The 19,845-nt window shown below is 51.3% G+C and carries 20 protein-coding genes; 17 read left to right on the plus strand and 3 right to left on the minus strand.

The features are described from left to right. Positions 1–98: 98 nt before the first annotated feature. Positions 99–2,522, plus strand: a complete 2,424-nt coding sequence (locus EBB_RS00535; protein WP_192391999.1) for a sensor domain-containing protein — start codon at positions 99–101, stop codon at positions 2,520–2,522. Between the two features lie 141 nt (positions 2,523–2,663). On the opposite strand, the gene EBB_RS00540 is transcribed toward EBB_RS00535, so the two are convergent. Together EBB_RS00540 and EBB_RS00545 are read right to left on the minus strand one after the other, a co-directional pair. After that, the gene (locus EBB_RS00540; protein WP_020484595.1) at positions 2,664–3,041 is read right to left on the minus strand and encodes a hypothetical protein; all 378 of its coding nucleotides are present in this window, start codon (positions 3,039–3,041) and stop codon (positions 2,664–2,666) included. A gap of 182 nt (positions 3,042–3,223) precedes the next feature. After that, positions 3,224–4,219 (minus strand): hypothetical protein, encoded by a 996-nt coding sequence (locus EBB_RS00545; RefSeq protein WP_192392000.1) that lies wholly within the window; start codon positions 4,217–4,219, stop codon positions 3,224–3,226. Between the two features lie 478 nt (positions 4,220–4,697). Between EBB_RS00545 and EBB_RS00550 the strand changes: the two genes are divergently transcribed. The 14 genes from EBB_RS00550 to EBB_RS00615 all read left to right on the plus strand — a co-directional run bounded on the left by EBB_RS00550 (position 4,698) and on the right by EBB_RS00615 (position 15,019). Beyond that, positions 4,698–5,252 carry a flavodoxin gene (locus tag EBB_RS00550; protein WP_192392001.1) on the plus strand — a complete coding sequence of 185 codons (555 nt, stop codon included), beginning with the start codon at positions 4,698–4,700 and terminating at the stop codon, positions 5,250–5,252. Then, on the plus strand, positions 5,253–6,035 hold the full coding sequence (locus EBB_RS00555; RefSeq protein WP_192392002.1) for a 4Fe4S-binding leucine-rich repeat protein: 783 nt from the start codon (positions 5,253–5,255) through the stop codon (positions 6,033–6,035). Beyond that, entirely contained in the window at positions 6,022–6,702 is a 681-nt protein-coding gene (locus EBB_RS00560) for a hypothetical protein (RefSeq protein ID WP_192392003.1), read from the plus strand. The genes EBB_RS00555 and EBB_RS00560 overlap by 14 nt, the downstream gene beginning before the upstream one ends. Before the next feature lie 5 nt (positions 6,703–6,707). Next, a complete protein-coding gene (locus EBB_RS00565) occupies positions 6,708–7,154 on the plus strand; it encodes an ankyrin repeat domain-containing protein (RefSeq protein ID WP_192392004.1) in 447 nt (148 codons plus the stop codon). A gap of 270 nt (positions 7,155–7,424) precedes the next feature. After that, a complete protein-coding gene (gene fae / locus EBB_RS00570; RefSeq protein ID WP_171696673.1) occupies positions 7,425–7,976 on the plus strand; it encodes a formaldehyde-activating enzyme in 552 nt (183 codons plus the stop codon). A gap of 349 nt (positions 7,977–8,325) precedes the next feature. After that, positions 8,326–9,405 (plus strand): histidinol-phosphate transaminase, encoded by a 1,080-nt coding sequence (gene hisC / locus EBB_RS00575; protein ID WP_192392005.1) that lies wholly within the window; start codon positions 8,326–8,328, stop codon positions 9,403–9,405. A 148-nt stretch (positions 9,406–9,553) separates the two neighbouring features. After that, positions 9,554–10,153: a ubiquinol-cytochrome c reductase iron-sulfur subunit gene (petA, locus tag EBB_RS00580; protein ID WP_192392006.1), complete on the plus strand. Its 600-nt coding sequence runs from the start codon at positions 9,554–9,556 to the stop codon at positions 10,151–10,153. Continuing rightward, positions 10,150–11,547 (plus strand): cytochrome b, encoded by a 1,398-nt coding sequence (locus EBB_RS00585; RefSeq protein WP_192392007.1) that lies wholly within the window; start codon positions 10,150–10,152, stop codon positions 11,545–11,547. The genes petA and EBB_RS00585 overlap by 4 nt, the downstream gene beginning before the upstream one ends. 3 nt (positions 11,548–11,550) lie before the next feature. Then, positions 11,551–12,273, plus strand: coding sequence for a cytochrome c1 (locus tag EBB_RS00590; RefSeq protein WP_192392008.1), 723 nt, complete (start codon positions 11,551–11,553; stop codon positions 12,271–12,273). A gap of 184 nt (positions 12,274–12,457) precedes the next feature. Then, positions 12,458–13,018: a winged helix-turn-helix domain-containing protein gene (locus tag EBB_RS00595; protein ID WP_192392009.1), complete on the plus strand. Its 561-nt coding sequence runs from the start codon at positions 12,458–12,460 to the stop codon at positions 13,016–13,018. A 182-nt stretch (positions 13,019–13,200) separates the two neighbouring features. Beyond that, complete coding sequence (locus EBB_RS00600) at positions 13,201–13,461, plus strand: hypothetical protein (protein WP_192392010.1); 261 nt, start codon at positions 13,201–13,203, stop codon at positions 13,459–13,461. Between the two features lie 397 nt (positions 13,462–13,858). After that, the gene (gene lexA, locus EBB_RS00605) at positions 13,859–14,488 is read left to right on the plus strand and encodes a transcriptional repressor LexA (protein ID WP_192392011.1); all 630 of its coding nucleotides are present in this window, start codon (positions 13,859–13,861) and stop codon (positions 14,486–14,488) included. 9 nt (positions 14,489–14,497) lie between these two features. Further along, positions 14,498–14,647 (plus strand): hypothetical protein, encoded by a 150-nt coding sequence (locus tag EBB_RS00610; protein ID WP_165385910.1) that lies wholly within the window; start codon positions 14,498–14,500, stop codon positions 14,645–14,647. Between the two features lie 48 nt (positions 14,648–14,695). Next, positions 14,696–15,019, plus strand: a complete 324-nt coding sequence (locus EBB_RS00615) for a YqfO family protein (RefSeq protein ID WP_192392012.1) — start codon at positions 14,696–14,698, stop codon at positions 15,017–15,019. Positions 15,020–15,251: 232 nt separating this feature from the next. Here the strand turns inward: EBB_RS00615 and EBB_RS00620 are convergent, their stop codons facing one another. After that, on the minus strand, positions 15,252–16,409 hold the full coding sequence (locus EBB_RS00620) for a PilT/PilU family type 4a pilus ATPase (RefSeq protein WP_192392013.1): 1,158 nt from the start codon (positions 16,407–16,409) through the stop codon (positions 15,252–15,254). A 187-nt stretch (positions 16,410–16,596) separates the two neighbouring features. Between EBB_RS00620 and EBB_RS00625 the strand changes: the two genes are divergently transcribed. Further along, a complete protein-coding gene (locus tag EBB_RS00625; RefSeq protein WP_192392014.1) occupies positions 16,597–19,182 on the plus strand; it encodes a PAS domain S-box protein in 2,586 nt (861 codons plus the stop codon). Then, entirely contained in the window at positions 19,179–19,811 is a 633-nt protein-coding gene (locus EBB_RS00630) for a response regulator (protein WP_192392015.1), read from the plus strand. The genes EBB_RS00625 and EBB_RS00630 overlap by 4 nt, the downstream gene beginning before the upstream one ends. The last annotated feature ends 34 nt before the right edge of the window (positions 19,812–19,845 follow it).

The following is a 19,845-nucleotide window of genomic DNA, read 5'->3' on the forward strand; positions in this document are numbered from 1 at the left end:
GCATAAAATAGTACGGCACTGTCGGAATCGGCTAGGCTTATAAATCAACCTTTTAATAAGCCTTTGCTAGAGTTACCTACTAGCAGTATAGCCAAGTCATGGTCCAGTCCAAGCAGAAACAAGTCAGTTTGCAAAAATCGCTATCAATCCTTCAAGCCGCACTCGACTCCAGTACCGACGCTATATTGGTAGTCGATCTGTTCGGCAAAATCGCCACCTTCAATCCTCAATTCATGCGGATTTGGGGCATCCCGGCAGGTTCTTTAAAGATAGGCGACGATGAAAAATCGCTGAGTTATGCCCTGAAACTCCTAAAAGACCGAACCGCCTTCCTAAACCGAATCGAAGAGATTTATAAATACCCCAAGCAACGTTACGCCAGCGAACTGGAGTTTAAGGACGGCCGCTTTATCGAAAGCTATTGCCAACCACAATATCTGGATGGCCAACCGGCGGGCCGGGTCTGGAGTTTTCGGGACATTACCGAGCAAAAAACCTCGCGCAGGCGTTTAGCCCAATTAAGCTTTGGCATGGATCAAATGCATGACAGCGCTTATTTGATTACCGAGAATGCCAGCTTCATTTATGTCAACAACCAATCCTGCAAGGCTTTGGGCTATAGCCATCAAGAGCTGTTGCGGTTGAGCGTGTTTGATGTAGACCCTTGCTTTCCGCGCCAAGTCTGGGCCGCGCATTGGGAGGAGCTGAAAATTAAGCGCTCGAACAAGTTGGAAACCATCCACAAAACCAAAGATGGCAGATTGTTTCCGGTGGAAGTGGTGGCCAATTATTTCGAATACGCCAACGTCGGTTATAACCTGGCTATCGCTCGGGACATTAGCGAACGTAAGCGCATCGAAGAAGCCCTGCAACAGGCCGCGCTGATTTATCAAAACAGCAGCGAAGCCATGTTGTTGGCAGACTCGGATGATCGCATCCTGACCGTCAACGCCGCCTTCACCACCATTACCGGCTACCAATCCGATGAAGTGGTCGGTAAGCACATTGGCATTCTAAACAGCAGCAACCACAGCGAAGCCATGTGGCAAGCCATTCAAAGCAAGGGCAGTTGGCAGGGCGAAATCTGGGACAAGCGTAAAAACGGCGAGTTATATGCCAAGTGGTTAACCGTCAACACCATCTTTGATGCGCAGCAGACCATGCAGCGGCGGGTGGCTTTGTTTTCCGATATTACCGTAAAGAAAAAAACCGAAGGCGTGATCTGGCAACAAGCCAATTTCGACCCATTAACCCAATTGCCGAATCGGCGCATGTTTTACGACCGGCTGAGCCAGGACATCAAAAAGGCCCACCAGGAACATAAGCGTCTGGCTCTGTTGTTTATCGACCTGGACTTATTCAAGGAAGTGAACGACACCCTGGGACACGACATGGGCGACGAGCTGCTGCAAATCGCCGCCCACCGTATTTTAGCCAGCGTGCGGGAGACCGATACCGTAGCCCGCCTGGGCGGCGACGAGTTTACTGTGATCCTGAGCGATGTCGGCGACCCCGGCAACGCCGAGCGCATAGCCGGCAACCTGTTGCAAAAAATGACGGAGTGTTTTCAGCTGGGTAACGAAATTGCCTATATTTCCACCAGTATCGGCATCGCTTTTTTCCCGGATGACGCCGACAACCTGAAATCCCTGTTAAAACATGCGGACCAGGCCATGTATGCCGCCAAGCGCCAGGGCCGGAATCAGTATTGTTTTTTCATCCCCACCATGCAGGAATCCGCGCAGGCCCGGCTGCGGCTCAGCAACGACCTAAGACAGGCTCTGGCCGGGCAGCAGTTTTATTTGTGTTACCAACCCATCGTCGAACTGGCTACTAATACTGTGCGCAAAGCGGAAGCACTGATCCGCTGGCAACATCCAACACGCGGCCTGATCAATCCAGCGGATTTTATTCCGATTGCCGAAGAAACCGGTTTGATCAGCAGTATCGGTAATTGGATTTTTCAGGAAGCCGCCGAACAAACCAGCCGCTGGCGGCAATCGATACACGAAAAATTCCAGATCAGTATTAATAAATCGCCGGTCCAGTTTCGGAATGAGCGCGAAAGCCATCGCGATTGGCTCGAAAGGCTGGAGGCGCTGAGTCTTTCCGGGCAAAGCGTCGTCATCGAAATTACCGAAGGCCTGCTACTGGATGCCAATAGCAGCGTGGCCGAGCAGCTGTTGTCGTTCCGCGACGCCGGCATTCAGGTGTCGCTGGATGATTTCGGCACCGGCTATTCCTCGCTGTCTTATCTGAAAAAATTCGACATCGATTATCTGAAAATAGATCAGAGCTTCGTCCGCAATCTGGCGATCGGCTCCGACGACATGGCCTTATGCGAGGCGATCATCGTGATGGCTCACAAATTGGGCATAAAAGTGATTGCCGAAGGCATAGAAACCTCAAGCCAACGGGATTTGCTTACTGCGGCAGGTTGCGATTTCGGACAGGGTTATTTGTTCGCAAAGCCATTACCGGCTCAGGAGTTCGAAAGGTTGTTTGCCGATTGTAAGCTTTGAAAGATCGACAACGGGGGGGAGTAAGGGAAGTATGCCAGGCAGGCATTAACATCGAAAACAGTTTAGTTGGGAGCCACCGAGAAAACACGTCTTCCGGTGGCAGCCGTTAATCAATCCAGACTGAATTGATTAGATGCGTCCTTAGTGAGCGGCGCTATAAACTTTCATCATTTCTTTGTAAAGTTCCAGAGTCGCTTTCAAACTTGCTGAGGCATTGGCGTCGCCTTTTTCGATCTCATCGCGAGCAACTTTCAATTTGTCACCAGCTCTTTGACGCAAACGCTCGGTTTGCTCATAACGGAACTCTTTTTGCGACTGGCGAACGTCGCCCAGTGCTTTCAAAGTGCCTTCTTTGTCGCCTTTTTCCAACAAACTTACAGCTTCTTCTACTTTGGCAACGGTCGCTTCACCGGCTGCACGAACTTTGGCGTCGCCAGCACTGTTTGCATTAGCTGATGTGGAAACTAATGCTGCGGCGATCACTAAAAATGAAGCCAAGGTTTTTTTTACTGTGTTCATACAAATCCTACCAATTGATATATAAGTGTTTTTTATTGCCACATTAAAATTACAAATTTAAGACTGTACATTTTAATCAGGCTGCTTGGTCAAAGCATTTTTATCGTACCATAGATTTACAAAATCGCACCGAAACAGCCAAAAATAGCCAAATTACCATACGAATAAAGCGGTATAAATCATTACGTTACCAGACCAGCAATATGCTTGATAAAGCCGGCTTCATTGACGAAGGTAATATCGTACATTTTGGTCAACCCCGACACCTGCTCATCACTAACACCCAGGACCAGTAACAGAAAGTTTTCCTTAGCAATATCCAGCCTACGCCGCATTTTGCAGTACTTTTCGATAAAGGAACGAAATTCTCCGGATTTACACTCTATAAATACCGGTATACGCCCGTTAATTAGAAAAAACACATCCACTTCATATTTATCTTCGTTCGCAAACTGAATATTAAAGTTTCTTAAGCAAGAGAAAAGTCCTTTACTTTCGTAGAAGTGTTTCAGCAATTTCATAAACACATACCACTCCAACCATTCACCATTAAAAAATCCGACAATGGCCGACATACTCTGTAACGTCAAATGGACTCTCTTTTCATTTTTATTATAAAAATACTTGGCAACAAAAGAGAATTCGTACAGGTTTTTACAAAAGCCGGTAATGGTTTTAATTTGATTTTGACTGTAATCGTTTAAATTCAAAACGACCGATGCGTAGTTATTTCTTTGGGCTTTTCTAATTCTATCCAGTACATCCTGCAACACCGGGAAGTTATCGCCCAATTCAACCGCCACCTCATCATAAAAACCTTGCGTATCCAAGGCGTTATGATTTACTTCGACCTGAACATTCTTCCGCTCGAACCAGCTGATAATAGGCTTGTACTGCATGCTATTGGTCATCACCGCAGTATTATGCAAATCCACCTCTTCGACTTTAAGCAAGCGCGTATCGGATCGCAGAACTTCCGTACCGGGGCTCGCCGCCTGCTCTAACTCCCGATATTTACCCAATAACACACCGTATTTATCGATCAGTTTCTTCACAAAAACGACGGTATCGTGAATTGCCGATGCTTGTTCGCAAACCGGACACTTAACCGTTTTGCCCACATGCTCGTTCGGCACTTCACGTAAATAGGCACAATTGTTACAGCGCAGAATTGCCATAAGGCGTCCTTGAATATTTATTACGGTAATGAATGTACTTGGCTGGATTCAAAATAACCACGTAATCAGCTTGCACTAAAACAGGCGTTTAGCTATTAACCCGGCCCTTAAATAGCGTTCGCCTTTATGTCCTTTAGAGTAAGGACCTTGTCGAAGGGCACGCCAGCTTGAGCTGCGACGAGCTCAGCCCGAACCGAACATCAGAGCCAAATAGGGCCGGTTTAATAATCCCGTTTTATGACAAACCTAAATCTAACGGGTAACGCGGGCCGCTGTGTCACAAATCACCCCATCGGTCTTGCAATTGTAGACATGCCTGCACAGACCTCAACTGAAAAATACGGCAGAAACACCTATCTAACTGATATAAAACAAAAAATCAGATACGCCGGTAATTTTTGAATCTGGATCAAAATTTGCTGAGAAGTTTAAAACGGCTGCACAAGCCTTATCCCGCACTCTCGATCACAGGTGATTTATGAGCAAAATCGGCATTTTTTTCGGAACGGATACCGGCAGCACCCGGCTAGTGGCAAAAAAGATTTTCAGTTTGTTAGGCGAAGAGCTGGCCGACAAACCCAAAAACATCAATCGAGTTAAACCCGAAGAACTATTACAGTACGACGCGCTGATTTTGGGCACCCCCAGCTACGGCATAGGGGACTTGCCTGGTTTGGGTGCCGGATGCCAGGAGCGCAGCTGGCAAGAGTTTGTACCTACCCTGGATGGCGCCGACCTTTCCGACAAACGCATCGCGCTATTCGGCTTGGGCCATCAAGAACGCTACGCCTCGCGCTTCGCCAGCTCCCTGATCCAGCTTTATCGGGTGTTTTACGGCTACGGCGCCGAAATGATCGGCCGCTGGAGCACGGAAGGTTACACCTTCGAACATTCCGACTCGGTGATAGACGATCAATTCGTCGGTCTGGTATTGGATCAGCGCGGCCAACCGCATTTGACTGACGAGCGCATCAGAGTCTGGCTGGCGCAAGTGACGCCGCAGTTGTTGCCGGTCTTGGCGGAGGCCGCCTAGATGTCGGCCTCATCCTTAGCAGAACAAGATCATTTTGATCTAACCCCCTTAGCCGACTGCTCCCACTGCGCTTACCGGGATACCTTACTGGCCACAGGCACCTGCAAACCGGGTGATCGCTGCGTGGTAGCGGAAAGCGGCCGACAAATCGACCGGTTTTTCAAAGCTCATCCTGTCTACGCGTTAAATTACACCCAAGACCCTTTCTGGGAACGGCGCGCGATTGCAGCCCAATATTTGCCGACCAATCATTTACGCCCCTTACTCACCGACCCGGACGAAGCCGTGCGCAGGGTGCTGGCCTACCGCGTACCGGTGGAATGGCTGCTGGAATTAAGCCAAGACAGCGATAGAGAAGTCAGGGTCACCGTCGCTGATCGCCTACCGGAAAGCCAGCTCGAATTAATGGTCAATGATCCGGATTACTTGGTACGCACATACGTTGCCAAGCGCTTGCCTAAAGGCCGCCTGTTTCGTTTAGTCGCCGATCCGGACAACGAAGTGCGCCGCACCGTCGCGGAACGCATACCCAGCGTGAGCTTGGGCTTGATGGCCGATGACCAGGAAGTGAATATTCGACGTATCGTCGCGCAACGCATGGAGGTTGATGATCTAGCCATGATGAGCAAGGATGAGGACTGGACCGTACGTTACGAAGTGGCGTTGCGCGCCGAGCCGGAACTGCTTAAACAGATGTTCGACGACATCGACGAAGAAGTCAGCTTTACCGCAAGGGAGCGCTGGGAAGCTTTGACGATGGAGGCAAGGCATGCCGCAGACTGAACACATCGTCGGCCTAACCTATGCGGATCGCCTGCGGATGGCGACCGAATCTCGCCACCAAGCGCTGCAGGAACACCTGGGTTCTAAATTGGCGGCGCTGACCTCGCTGATGGGGCCGATGAGCGACGGGCCGGAATGGCCAGCTGGCGCGGCCTGGCTGGCGGCTCGGCATAGCCAGAACGCTTGCGTGATCTCGGATGGTTTATCCGACCCCTGGGTGGAACGTGACAGACCGGAAACCGGCCTGGGCCTGGAAGTATTTATCGAAAGCCCGGATTCCGGTGCCGCCGCCGATGTACCGCTCAGCAAACTCGCAGACACCTGGTTATTTCCGCTAACTGCCGAAGTCAGCCACACCCTGGCCGGCTTTCCGCGTTTAAGCGAACGGCTGTTGAACGGCGAACTGCTATCGATGGAATTCGCTATCGACCACATCAAGGATGGCCGCGGCCAAATTGGCGCCTTATTGGGCGCTAATAGCCAACCCGGCAAACCCCTAACGCTAGCAGGCGGCGAGATAAAACTGGTTGCCATCACCTTGCTGACCGGCAGCGAATTGAAATATCTGCGCGGCAAAGGCGAACCAGCCCGTCACGAGTTGGCCGACAAATTGAAAACCGCCGGTGTCGGCCATTTATCCTTACTCCACCGCCCCTCTGTGGTCTGATCTGTATGCCTCTTACGCCCAAAATAGACGCCTGGCTGCTGGAAAACGGCTTTCAATTAGGCCTCAATCCTCACGGCAAACACCCATTGATTCTGTCCGCCCAACAAGGCCGGAGCGATGTGCTGGCCTATCTGTTGGCGCAAGGTGCAGATCTTACGGCACTGGACGCGTACGGCAACAACGCGCTTTGGGCCGCATGTTTTGCCGAAGCGGGCGAGTGCATCAGCTTGTTGCTAGAGGCTGGCATCGATATTAATTATCAAAACCCTAGTGGCGCCAGCGCGCTAACTTATGCATCTTCCAGCGGTAAGCACGCCGTGGTCAGGCAATTGCTGGAAGCCGGCGCCGATCCGCTACTGACTACGCAGGACGATTTCAGCGCGCTGGACCTGGCCGGCAATCGCCAATGTTTGCAGTTGTTGCGTAGTGCGGTAAAAACCTTGCAGGCATAGCGCCGCGGGAGTTTATTCACTCGGGCCTTAAATAGCCGCGCTCCCGCGAAGGCGGAAGACCAGCGGCTACACTGGATTCACTGTGCGTTCTCACAATCCTCCAGCCTCTCCTGAATGTATCGGGATCGCATGCCGCAATAGCACTCCGTCCCAAATAAACAGAGGTGGTTGGCCGCCCATCTAAACCCTAAGCCGGATAGCCCGCCTATTGCCGCAATCCCAGCTCGGGCATAGAATGCGGCCTTTCTCAACATACTCCGAGGACGCACCATGTCAGACTCTTATTGGTTTAGAACCGGCGAAGCCACCGTATTTTCCAGCGAAGGCCAAGGCACCGACGCCATGCCGGAAATTCTGATTGGCGACGTCAAAGGCCCGGCCGGTCATGCTTTTGCCAATCTGATGGGCCAGACCGCAGGCCACACGCGCATGTTTGCGATCCGCGCCACTAACCAACAAGTGCGCCCGGCCACCATCATGGTGCCGAAAGTCACGATCAAATCCTCGGCTTACGTTAACTTGTTGGGCGGCCCGGTACAGTCCGCGGTAGCCGATGCGGTGATCGATAGTGTTGCCGACGGCGTTATTCCGCGCCTGCAAGCCAACGAGTTGTGCATCATCGCCATGATCTGGATAGACCCCTCCTGCGCGGAAAACCCGGAGCTGGACCGCAAAGATTTGTACCGCACCAACTACGAAGCGATGAAGCTGGCAATTTCCCGAGCCATGAGCAACTCGCCGAGCATCGACGAATTGATCGCCAACCGCCACAAAATCTTCCACGAAATGTACGACCCAGAGACTGGCGAATCGCAGTGGTAGGATTATAAAGCAAACCGTCAGGGAGCCGCGATAGCGGCAACCTGACTTACTGCTTGACCCGCCATAAAGCGTATTGTCTGAGCATCACCAGATTCAAAGGCAAATCAGCCCACTCTGCAGCCTAATCCCTTTGCCACCTCCAGCAAGCAGTGTTATTATCCCCGCGCCGTATCCGCCCGCACCGCAGCGAGCGATTCGCGTCAACGGGGACGCAATAGGCTGGTTTTCAAGGTTATACGTTCGTCCTCCGCTTTGTTAAAATCCGCCGTTTTTTTGCCCTCGCGGCCAACCCAGTTTGCTAGGGTGTAATATCAATGCCGCTTGTTCCAATTCCGCAGAGTTTGACTACATGCCAACCCAACCGCTCGAAACGCTGTTCCGCTCCGAAGTCTTGTCCATGTCGGCCTACCATGTCGCCGATGCCAGCAACTTCATCAAACTCGATGCCATGGAAAATCCTTATAGCTGGCCGGAAGACATTCAAGCACGCTGGTTGGAATCACTGAAAACCTGCCCGATCAACCGCTACCCGGACCCGGAAGCCAAGACCCTGGCGGTCGCATTGCGCCGAGCTAACGGCATTCCGGAGCAAGCCGCCTTGCTGCTCGGCAACGGCTCAGACGAAATCATTCAAATATTACTAATGGCTTTAAGCGCCGATGCCGCTGTGTTGGCACCGGAACCCGGTTTTGTGATGTACAAGCAAGTGGCACAAAGCCTGGGCCTGCGTTACCTTGGCGTGCCATTGCTGGCAGACAGTTTTGAACTGGACATGCCGGCCATGCGCGCAGCGATTGCCGAATCACGACCTGCCCTGATTTTTATCGCCTATCCCAACAATCCCACCGGCAACTTATTCGATGCCGACGCCATCAAGGAAATACTTAGCCTAGCCCCCGGCTTGGTAGTGGTTGACGAAGCGTATGCGCCGTTTGCCGACGCCAGTTTTATCGGCGAGATGGGAGATTATCCTAATTTACTGGTGATGCGTACCGTTTCCAAGTTGGGGCTGGCCGGCTTACGCCTGGGATTTCTGGCCGGCAATTCGGCAATTGTGGAGCAGTTGCATAAAGTCCGCTTACCTTACAACATCAATAGCCTGACCCAAATCACGGTGGGCTTTGCGTTGGATCATGGCGAGTTTCTGCTAGAACAAACCCAAACGCTGCGAGAAGAGCGCGCTTTAGTTTTTCAAGCCTTAGACGAGACACCCGGCGTTCGCGCCTACTCTAGCGCCGCTAACTTCATTTTGTTCCGCACCCTCAACAAAGCCGCAGACGACGTATTTGCCTCTTTGAAATCGCAAGGCGTGTTGATCAAGAATCTGTCCCCACAAGGCGGGCTGTTACACAATTGCCTGCGCGTCACCATCGGGAAACCGGAAGAAAATCAAGCCTTTTTAAGCGCGTTGGCAGTTGCTTTAAAGTGATGATTCTCACTATCCGCAAAGGCCTGAAACCCTTGAATAGCGCTGTCGCAAGAACAATTTCAATAATCACGGACAGTAGGGTATATTTGCTGAAAATTATAATAATCGATGTATCGCGATATACATCACATCATCAGGAGTGTTACTTATGAACCACGAAGGCGTCGATCATTCCAAACGCCAGTTTCTGACCTCGGCACTGTCGGTGGTTGGTGCAGTGGGTGCCGGCTATTTGGCCGTCCCCTTTCTCTCGCAAATGCAGCCCAGCGCCAAAGCCATGGCCGCGGGGGCTCCCGTCGATGTCGATATCAGCAAGATGGAACCCGGCCAGCTAATTCGTGTAGCTTGGCGCGGCAAGCCGGTGTGGGTCTTGAATCGAACGCCGGAGGTTATATCCACTCTGGCGACGCTGGACAGCAAACTGGCGGACCCGGTATCCAACGAATCCATGCAGCCGGAGAACAGCAAAAATCCGCTGCGTTCCATTAAACCGGAAATTTTTGTCGCGGTCGGCCTGTGCACGCATTTAGGCTGCTCGCCCACGTTTCGCCCGGAAATTGCCCCTAACGATTTAGGCCCGGACTGGAAAGGTGGTTTCTTTTGCCCGTGTCACGGCTCCTGGTTCGATCTGGCCGGTCGTGTGTATCGCGGCGTTCCCGCCCCTACCAATCTTGAAATACCGCCTTATCGATATGAAACAGACAATCTGATTGTCGTTGGCGAAGAAAGCGAGGCAAACCCAGCATGAAGCGAAAAATGAATCAATGCAGCGAATGGCTGCTGGAGCGTTTTCCACTCTCCGATTTGTGGAATGAACACATGGCGCATTACTACGCGCCCAAAAACTTTAACATCTGGTATTTTTTCGGCTCGTTGGCCCTATTGGTGTTGGTCAATCAGTTCATCACCGGCATTTTGCTGACCATGAATTACAAGCCGGACGCCAAACTGGCTTTCGATTCGGTCGAATACATCATGCGCGACGTCAACTGGGGTTGGCTGGTGCGTTACATGCATTCCACCGGCGCTTCGGCGTTCTTCATCGTCGTCTATCTGCACATGTTCCGCGGCCTGATTTACGGCTCGTTCAAGCAACCGCGCGAACTGATCTGGATCTTCGGCATGCTGATCTTCGTCTGTTTGATGGCGGAAGCGTTTATGGGATATTTGCTGCCTTGGGGCCAAATGTCTTACTGGGGCGCCCAGGTAATTATTTCCTTGTTTAGCGCGATTCCAGTGATCGGCGACGAGTTATCACTGTGGGTGCGTGGCGACTATGTGGTGTCCGACGCCACGCTGAACCGCTTCTTCGCGTTTCACGTCATCGCTGTGCCGCTGGTATTGTTGATCCTGGTATTCCTGCATATCGTAGCGCTGCACGAAGTGGGTTCCAACAACCCTGACGGCGTTGAAATCAAGCTGTCAAAAGATCCTTGGGGACATCCGGTCGACGGCATTCCCTTCCACCCTTACTATACCGTCAAGGACATCGTCGGTGTCGGCGTGTTCATGTTCTTCTTCGCCACGGTGATTTTCTACATGCCTGAATTGGGCGGCTACTTTCTGGAGCACGCCAATTTTATCCCGGCTGATCCCTTGAAAACCCCGGAACATATCGCCCCGGTCTGGTATTTCACCCCGTTCTACGCCATTCTGCGCGCGGTACCGGATAAATTTGCCGGCGTGATTGCGATGGGCGGCGCGATTGTGGTGCTGTTCATGCTGCCTTGGCTGGATCGCAGCCCGGTCAAATCCATTCGTTACCGTGGCGGCATCTTCAAAAAAGCCGTGGCATTGTTTGTAGTCGCGTTTATCGGTTTGGGTTATTTGGGAACTCAGCCTGCTACGCCAGGTGCCACCACGGTTGCTCGGGTATTGACTGCAGTTTACTTCGGATTTTTCCTGTTGATGCCTTTGTATACCCGTTGGGAAAAAACCAAACCGGTACCGAATCGCCTGACCGACCAGCCGAGCCTGGAAGATCGCATTCCCGCTCTGCTGGCCTTAGTCGATGAAGTCGTTGAGGTACAGCAAGTTCCTGACAATATCGGCGGTACTATCGCCAAGAAAAGGCCGAACTGGTCCGGCATCTCAGCCGTACTGATTCGTTTTGCAAAAAACCTGAAAAAGAGCCTGGATTAAGCCATGAAAAAGATACTCTACACTCTTTTGTTTTTGCTGCCTTTCAACGTGCTGGCCAGCAGCGGCGTCAAGTTGGATAGCGCCGACATCGACCTAACCGATACGATGGCTATGGAACGCGGCGCGAAATATTACGTTACCTATTGCTTGGGCTGCCATTCGGCAAAACACATCCGCTATAAACGTATCGCGATAGATTTGAAACTGGATGAAACTGAAGTGCTGAAAGTGGTGGCGCCTTTCGGGGCCGGCATTTACGATCAGATGCATTCGGCGATGAACGCGCACGACGCGGAAAAATGGTTTGGCACCACGCCGCCGGATTTATCGCTGATTGCCCGTTCGCGCGGCGCCGACTGGTTGTACACCTATCTGCGCAGCTTCTATGCCGAGCCGGGAAAAGCACCTTTAGGCGTTAACAATGTCGTGTTCCCTGATGTCGGCATGCCCAACGTGTTCTGGCAACTGCAAGGTACGCAGTCGGCGATTACGCAGAAAATTGACGGCCATGACGTTATTACCGGTCTGAAACTGGAACAACCCGGTCAAATGACACCCAAGGAATTCGACAAAATGGTCAACGACCTGGTCAATTTCCTGGTTTACGTTGGCGAACCGGTACAATTGGAAAGACAACAAATGGGTAAATACGTGCTGTTCTTTATCCTGATGTTTATCGCTCTGGCTTATCTGCTGAAAAAAGAGTACTGGAAAGACGTACACTAATTACAGCTTGAGCTCGTTATATCAAACCGGTATCGGCTGAGCTGATACCGGTTTTTTTATGGCCGCGGGTTTAACAAACAATCGATTTGTAAATCCGGTTAAAATCTCGATTAGACTCTCCGTAACGCAATACAGTAAGCTCGAACACTGGAAACAACTCTATCCTTGACCGTCGAAAGCCAATATGAAAAAAACTAAGCCAACATCTGAAACAACTGTCTCTGCCACTGAAAAGCCTGCTCCAGCGAAAGCGACTAAAAAATCCCCTAGCAAATCGGTTGCCGTTAAAACAGCACAAGATACCTCCGCCGCCGCACCGGGCAAAACCCAAGCCAAAGCTAAACCCAAAGCAACTAAAACGCCTAAGGCCGTAAAAGCAGCGGCTGAAGCACTGACCGCCCCGGAAAGTATCGAAAAAGCCCCAGAAGCGGCCACCGCTAAAGCAGCCGCGAAAAAAGCCAATCCAAAGCCCAAAGCCGCCCAAGTAGAGTCTACTGTGCAAGCCGAGCCAAGTGGCACTGCGCCAGTCGAGATTTCCATGCTTGAACGCATAGGTTTAACCGCGGGGGTTATCTGGCATCATTTGGCTGAAAACGGCGCGACACCGGTCGCCAAATTAGTTTATGTACTCCCGGAGGAAGAGGCCATCATTCAAAGAAGTATCGGTTGGTTAGCCCAAGAGGACAAAATCACGCTGTCGGCCAGAGGCGGTGACCAAGTCGAAACCATCGTGCTGAAGGGCTAGCTTTTGCGGCTGAGACAATCGTTCCTCACACGACACTTAGCCGCTTGCTTTGAATATAACAATTGTTGAGGCATAAAGACCTCTCGCTTTAAACGACAAGCAACAGACGGTCAATTGCGAGAGCCATCCAAACCTCAGCAATGACCAAATAAGCGCTCTATTAATTATTCGGAGGATGAACCATGAAAAACATTATTTTGGCAATCGTAGCTTTATTTTTCTTAAGCCAAACGACGTATGCGGCCGACGCAGATTGCGAAGCGAAGGCGACTGAAAAAAAACTGGCTGGCGCCGCCAAAAATAGCTTTCTTAAAAAATGCGAGAAAGACGCCAAAATCACTGCCGCTAAAGCCAGTTGCGATGCAAAAGCAGCTGAGAAAAATTTGAAAGGCGCGGCCAAAAACAGCTTCACCAAAAAATGCGTCACTGACGCAAGCAAATAGCACTTTCGATAAACACCAATCCTCCGTCCCTAAGAAATGCCAGCAGCGAATTTCTACTGGGGGTCCCCAAAGTTGCAATCGCTCCGAAAATGCGTTTTTTGCAAAATGACGTGTTTCAGCCCCACTGACATTTACGCGACAGCTATTAACCCCGCGCCTCAATAAGCTAGCTCCCAAGCCGGGAGCCCAGTTGCTGCACTGGAGCCCCCTCTTCTCGGGAATGGCGGCCTCAGGAAACTTAAGAACCGCGTTAAACATAGCGGTTTCGAGAAGCCCGCTTTACGTCACCCAACCTGCAACAGCCCACAAGCAGAAAGTTTTTCCGAGAACTTGAAAATTTTATTTGTTCTGTATTTGTTTTCATTGTATGCTTTATCAAAACAAATACAGAACAACCATGACACTTACCCGTAAACAACAAGAAATTTTCGACTTCCTGCTACAAAACCAGGAGCTATTCAGTCATCCGCCGACACTGGAAGAATTGTGCGCAGCGATGGGCTTGAAATCACGCGGTTCCTTGCATAGCCAGATTAAGGCGTTAATCGATGCCGATTTGATAGAAGCACCGGAACGCAAGCAACGCGGCATCCGCCTGACCGAACATGCCAAATCGCTGCTTAACAAAACCGAAGCATCCGGCATGTTGCCTTTTGTCGGCACCATAGCTGCCGGCAGACCGATAGAAGCGATCGAAAACATTTCTTATATGGCAGTGCCGGAAGAATTGAAAACCGAGAACCCTTGTTATGTACTGAAAGTAAAGGGGGATTCGATGCAGGAAGAAGGCATCTTCGACGGCGACTGGGTCATCATCGAACAACGCAGCCATGCCCGTAACGGCGAAATCGTCGTGGCATTGGTCGAAAAAGCCGAAGCAACATTGAAATTTATCGAGCAGTACCCACACGAAACCCTGCTAATTCCCGCCAATTCCTCGATGCAGGCCATGCGTTACCGGCCCGAGCAAGTGGAAATACAAGGGGTATTAGTCGGACAAATGCGTAGCTATACCAACCACCACTAGGAGGAGATTATGCTTCATCAATCCGTTCATATGCGCGATCAAAAAGCCAATCAAACAGCCATGCTGAACAGAGCGGACCGACAGGCCGCCATCAACATGATCGAGGAAATTACGCTGGTAGTGGTGCTGTGGGGCGTGTTTTTACTGGCTACCGGCTGATGTCCGTAACCATAAGCTGCACGGCATGGTCAGTGGGCATCCGGCACTATGTATAAGCTGAGTTTTTATGTGCCGGTGAGCCATGCCGAGCAGCTGAAACAAGCGTTGTTCGAGCAGGGCGCCGGGCGTATCGGCGATTACGACAGTTGTGCCTGGCAAGTGCTGGGAGAGGGCCAATTCCGACCTCTTGTCGGTAGCGAGCCCTATCTGGGCAGTATCGGTGAAATAGAGCAGGTCGCCGAATATAAGATAGAAATGGTCTGCGCCGATGATTTAATTAAAACGGTGGTGCAAACCTTGCTGGCTTGCCATCCTTATCAGCAGCCGGCCTACGAGGTTTATAAGATCCTCAGCATCACAGACTTATCCTAGCCTGTTCAAATCAGTTTTAGGATCTGTGCACACGCTGATTCCATTGGAATTCGAAGCGTATCAAGCGGAACTATCGATTGCCACTCGCTGGCAAAATGGCCCATCGTCGGTTTTTATGTCTTGATAGCCCCGTCATTCCCACAACAGGCAATCCAGTTTTTTGAATTTCCCGGCTTCCCGCTTTCGTTGCAACGACAAAGCAAGGATTTTTGAGACATTCTTTGGAATTTCCTTAATGCCCCCCACTTTCCTCATCACCCTCTTTCTTGGTGATTTCTTCCAAAGCAAGACCGCCGGCCAACGAACTGGGATTTTTGGTCGCCGACCCCAAACCTTCGCTCAAATTGATTTTCAGTTTTAAATTATTCGGCGAATCCGAATTGCGCAAGGCCTCCTCCAAGGTGATCACACCGCCTTTGTAGAGTTTGAGCAAATGGCTGTCAAAAGTCTGCATGCCAATATTTTCGGATTTTTCCATCGCTTCCTTGATGGCGTGAATATCGCCTTTATGGATTAAATCGCTGACCAATTTCGTGCCCAGCAAAATTTCGATAGCTGCCACCCGCTTGCCTTCGACAGTAGGCACGAGACGTTGGGAAATAAAGGCTTGCAGATTCAAGGACAAATCCATCAATAACTGCGGACGGCGCTCTTCCGGGAAAAAGTTGATGATCCGATCCAAAGCCTGATTGGCGTTATTGGCATGTAATGTGGACAAGCAAAGATGCCCGGTTTCGGCAAAAGCCAAAGCGTGTTCCATGGTCTCCTGACTGCGAATTTCGCCAATCAGAATCACATCCGGCGCCTGCCGCAAGGTGTTTTTCAGCGCATCTTCATAACTGAGGGTATCGACCCCCACTTCACGTTGATTGACCAAGGATTTTTTATGCGGATGCACAAACTCGATAGGGTCTTCGATGGTGATGATATGCCCGGACGAGTTGCTGTTGCGATAATCGATCAAGGCTGCCAACGATGTCGATTTACCGGAACCGGTGCCGCCGACGAACAAAATCAGCCCGCGCTTTTCCATGATTTTATCTTTCAGGATTTGCGGCAAGCCCAAGGCGTCGGCACTGGGAATATCGACCTTGATGTTGCGGATCACCAAGGCGTGGCAATTGCGCTGTTTAAAAATATTCACCCGAAACCGTCCGATTCCTTCTTCGGTGATAGCCAGATTCATTTCCGGCACCTGTTCGAAGGCGGCGCGTTGCTCGGCGTCCATGATGCCGTCGGCAATCTCCTTGATACGTTCACGGCTAAGTTTGACGTTTTCCAGCGGTTTTAAGCTGCCTTGGAACTTGGCCGCCGGCGGAGCGCCCGCCGTCAGGTAAAGGTCCGAACCATCGTGTTGGACGAGGATTTTTAGATAGTCTTTAAATTCCATGCGGGCGACTCTCGAATTGATATGCCCAAAGTGTAGGCCAATCCGCCGACAAGTGAAGCCGGGACTCTATTCGCTCGATTGCTCGAGCATGCCCGTTAATTTCTTTGCCAGAAAATGTAATAGCTCGTTTATGCTTGCATTCCCAAACCATTGCTAATTCGTCGAGATGCCAAACCGCCGACTCAACTTGAGTAATTTTGCCCATGAAACCGACTTGCTCTACGGGATCATAGACAGCATTAAAGAAGCCGTCATCGTTTTCGACGCAACGCACACAATCATCTGCGTCAACCGCTGCGCCGAACTTTTGCTGGGGATTGGCTCAACAGCCGATTGGGAGAATCGACATTACCTGTTTGCCGCGGACGGCAACACGCCTTTTCCTGTTGGGCTTTTACCGTGTTTCCAGCCTGTTGGCCCAGGCATGGCGGAAGCTATCGAATTAAGTGTAAGGCGCGCAGACGGCAGCAATGTCCGCGTCAGCGCTAGCGGTCGAGGCCTACCGGATCGGCATGGCACTATATCGGCATGGCTAACGATACTTTCGGACATTTCGTTGCCAAACAACCCGGAGAAACATGCCGAAATTTTAGAGCGCCAACAGAATTTAGGCTCCGTCCTCAACCATATGCCGGCGATGATCGGCTACTGGGACAAAAATCTTATCAACAAATTTGGCAACAAAGCCTATGAAGAATGGTTCGGCTTTACTTCCGAAAACTTGCTCGGCAAACATATTCGCGAAGTCATCGGCGACAATCTCTATACGCTGAATAAGCCGTTTATCGATGCCGTGCTGAAAGGAGAACCGCAGTATTTTGAGCGCACCATCGTCAATGTCGCGGGCGCAGTTCGTCATACCCAAACCGCCTATTTGCCTGATGGCACGGTAGGGCAAGTGAAAGGGTTTTTCGTTTTGGTGACCGACATTACCGCATTGAAGTTCGCGCAAAAACGCGTCAGCGAGTCCGAAGCCCGCCTACGTGCGATGTACGATAGCCTGCCATTCTTGGCCTGGATGAAGGACAAAAACGGCAAATATATTCAAGCCAACAAACATTGGCTAAACGCCGTGGGCATCGACCATCTACGCGATTCAGAAGATGTGACTGATTTCGAGATCTGGCCGGAAGGCCTAGCTGAGCATTATCGCGCGGTTGACCAAGAAGTGATGCTGACTCGGCAACAAATATCGCTGACCGAGAGAGCCTTCGACGCTGGACGGGAAACCTGGACCGAAACAATCAAAGCCCCCATCGTCGATGATAAAGACGATGTACTGGGCACCATCGGTTTGGCGCGCGATATAACCGAAAGCCGCAGCGCGGAAGAGCGACTCCGCAATTACAGCGAACGCTTGAGCTTGGCCACCAAAGCCGCCGCAATCGGCATTTGCGAGTGGGATCTGGCGTTGGGCGTCGGGGATTGGGATGAACGCATGTACGAGATGTTCGGTATTCCTTTGGGGACGCCCATAGACTACCAGACCTGGGAGGCCTTGGTGGTGGTCGAAGACTTACCGCGTACCGAAGCCACCCTTCGCAAGCTGATTCGAGACCAGCAGGAAAAGCATTGGGAGTTTAGGATTCGCCGGCAGAGCGACGGCGTCTTACGCTTCATTCAGGCTTCAGCCATCATAGTCGGCGACCCCAAGAGCGGCGGGCAAAAAATCGTCGGAGTCAACATGGATGTCAGCAATTTTAAGTTGATCGAAAATGCCTTGCGCGAAAGCGAAGCGCATCTGGCTAACGCCCAAGCCCAGGCGCATTTAGGCAGTTGGTCCTTGAACATCAGAGAGCGTTCTCTGAAATGGTCTGACGAAAATTACCGAATATTCGGCATGCCTTTGGGCACGCCGATAAGCTACAAGCGCTTCTTGGAATGTGTCCATCCGGCTGACCGTCATTACGTGCGCCGCGCCTGGCAGGCTGCCATGCGTGGCGCGCCTTACGACATCCAACACCGTATCGTAGCGAACGGTAAAATAAAATGGCTTAGGGAACGCGCCGACCTGGCATTTGCCGGGGATGGCAGTTTCCTGCGCGGCATAGGCACATCGCAGGACATCACCGAGCTGAAAATAATAGAAAAAGACCTGGAATCGTCCCGCTTGCAATTGCGGCAACTGGCCGCCCGCCGAGAAAAGGCCCGTGAAGAAGAACGCAAGCACATGGCCCGCGAAGTTCACGACGAACTGGGACAAATGTTGACTGCTCTGCGCATGGAAATGTCGCTGCTGCGTATGAAATTCGCCATCAGCAACCGGGGGCTGGCGGAACAAGTCCGCAACATCATGGAATTACTGGACCAAACCATCCAGGTTACCCGCGATGTGGCAACCTCGTTACGCCCCTCGGCGATAGAAATGGGAATCGTGCCGGCTTTGGAGTGGCTGGTAAGAAAATTCGCGGAACAATCCGGGATTCAGTGCGATCTGTTGTATCCGGAAGATGATTTCGATATGGACGAAGAATGCGCCATCGTGATTTTTCGGATCGCCCAAGAATCGCTGACCAATGTGCTGCGGCATGCGGCAGCCAGCCAGGTAAAAATTGCCGTCAATTTGGATAAGGACCACTATTGCCTGAAAATTGACGATAATGGTCGTGGTTTCGACGCCCATGCGCCCACTAAGACCAAGTCTTTTGGCCTGATCGGCATACGTGAACGCTCCTTGATGTTGGGCGGAGAAACCAGTATTTCCAGTGCCCCGGGCCAAGGTACCTCTATCCAGGTACGTATCCCGGCTAACCCTAAAAGACCAGAACTATGATCCGACTAATTATTGCCGACGACCATGCCATTGTGCGGGGCGGTCTGAAACAACTATTCGCACTCTCCACCGATATTACCGTCGTCGGCGAGGCCGAAAACAGCCAGCAACTGTTGAGTTTTCTCGATGAAAACTCCGTTGATCTGGTGTTGCTGGATCTGACCATGCCCGATCTAGGCGGCGTGGAAATGATCAGCCGGATTCGCGGCCAATATCCGGCATTGCCCATCCTGATTTTGAGCATGCACAACGAACTACAAATCGTCTCGCGCGCTCTAAAAACCGGCGCGAATGGCTATCTAACCAAGGATAACGATCCGGAGACCTTGCTGATAGCGATCCGCCGAGTCGCCAGCGACGGCCGTTTTATCGACCCTAAACTCGCCGAAAAAATGGTATTTGAATTCGAGAGCTCCGAGCCAAGTAAACCGCATGAAAAACTATCCGAGCGCGAGTTTCAAATCTTGCAGTTATTGGCTAAGGGCCAAAGCCTTAACGACATCGGCAGGGACCTGGCGATCAGCAACAAGACTGTCAGCACATACAAAGCCCGGCTGTTTGAAAAATTGCACATCAGCAATAACGCCGAATTGATCCGCTACTACGATGCACACCGCCTGAATATGTAGCCCCTTGCCTGCATAAGCAGGAAATGGACTACAA

It is taken from the genome of Methylomonas fluvii (assembly GCF_014850975.1).
Classification (GTDB): Bacteria; Pseudomonadota; Gammaproteobacteria; order Methylococcales; family Methylomonadaceae; genus Methylomonas; species Methylomonas fluvii.

Coding starts and splice junctions, on each gene's coding strand:
- EBB_RS00535 (WP_192391999.1), top strand. CDS start 99: ATGGTCCAGTCCAAGCAGAAACAAGTCAGTTTGCAAAAATCGCTATCA.
- EBB_RS00540 (WP_020484595.1), bottom strand. CDS start 3,041: ATGAACACAGTAAAAAAAACCTTGGCTTCATTTTTAGTGATCGCCGCA.
- EBB_RS00545 (WP_192392000.1), bottom strand. CDS start 4,219: ATGGCAATTCTGCGCTGTAACAATTGTGCCTATTTACGTGAAGTGCCG.
- EBB_RS00550 (WP_192392001.1), top strand. CDS start 4,698: ATGAGCAAAATCGGCATTTTTTTCGGAACGGATACCGGCAGCACCCGG.
- EBB_RS00555 (WP_192392002.1), top strand. CDS start 5,253: ATGTCGGCCTCATCCTTAGCAGAACAAGATCATTTTGATCTAACCCCC.
- EBB_RS00560 (WP_192392003.1), top strand. CDS start 6,022: ATGCCGCAGACTGAACACATCGTCGGCCTAACCTATGCGGATCGCCTG.
- EBB_RS00565 (WP_192392004.1), top strand. CDS start 6,708: ATGCCTCTTACGCCCAAAATAGACGCCTGGCTGCTGGAAAACGGCTTT.
- fae (WP_171696673.1), top strand. CDS start 7,425: ATGTCAGACTCTTATTGGTTTAGAACCGGCGAAGCCACCGTATTTTCC.
- hisC (WP_192392005.1), top strand. CDS start 8,326: ATGCCAACCCAACCGCTCGAAACGCTGTTCCGCTCCGAAGTCTTGTCC.
- petA (WP_192392006.1), top strand. CDS start 9,554: ATGAACCACGAAGGCGTCGATCATTCCAAACGCCAGTTTCTGACCTCG.
- EBB_RS00585 (WP_192392007.1), top strand. CDS start 10,150: ATGAAGCGAAAAATGAATCAATGCAGCGAATGGCTGCTGGAGCGTTTT.
- EBB_RS00590 (WP_192392008.1), top strand. CDS start 11,551: ATGAAAAAGATACTCTACACTCTTTTGTTTTTGCTGCCTTTCAACGTG.
- EBB_RS00595 (WP_192392009.1), top strand. CDS start 12,458: ATGAAAAAAACTAAGCCAACATCTGAAACAACTGTCTCTGCCACTGAA.
- EBB_RS00600 (WP_192392010.1), top strand. CDS start 13,201: ATGAAAAACATTATTTTGGCAATCGTAGCTTTATTTTTCTTAAGCCAA.
- lexA (WP_192392011.1), top strand. CDS start 13,859: ATGACACTTACCCGTAAACAACAAGAAATTTTCGACTTCCTGCTACAA.
- EBB_RS00610 (WP_165385910.1), top strand. CDS start 14,498: ATGCTTCATCAATCCGTTCATATGCGCGATCAAAAAGCCAATCAAACA.
- EBB_RS00615 (WP_192392012.1), top strand. CDS start 14,696: ATGTATAAGCTGAGTTTTTATGTGCCGGTGAGCCATGCCGAGCAGCTG.
- EBB_RS00620 (WP_192392013.1), bottom strand. CDS start 16,409: ATGGAATTTAAAGACTATCTAAAAATCCTCGTCCAACACGATGGTTCG.
- EBB_RS00630 (WP_192392015.1), top strand. CDS start 19,179: ATGATCCGACTAATTATTGCCGACGACCATGCCATTGTGCGGGGCGGT.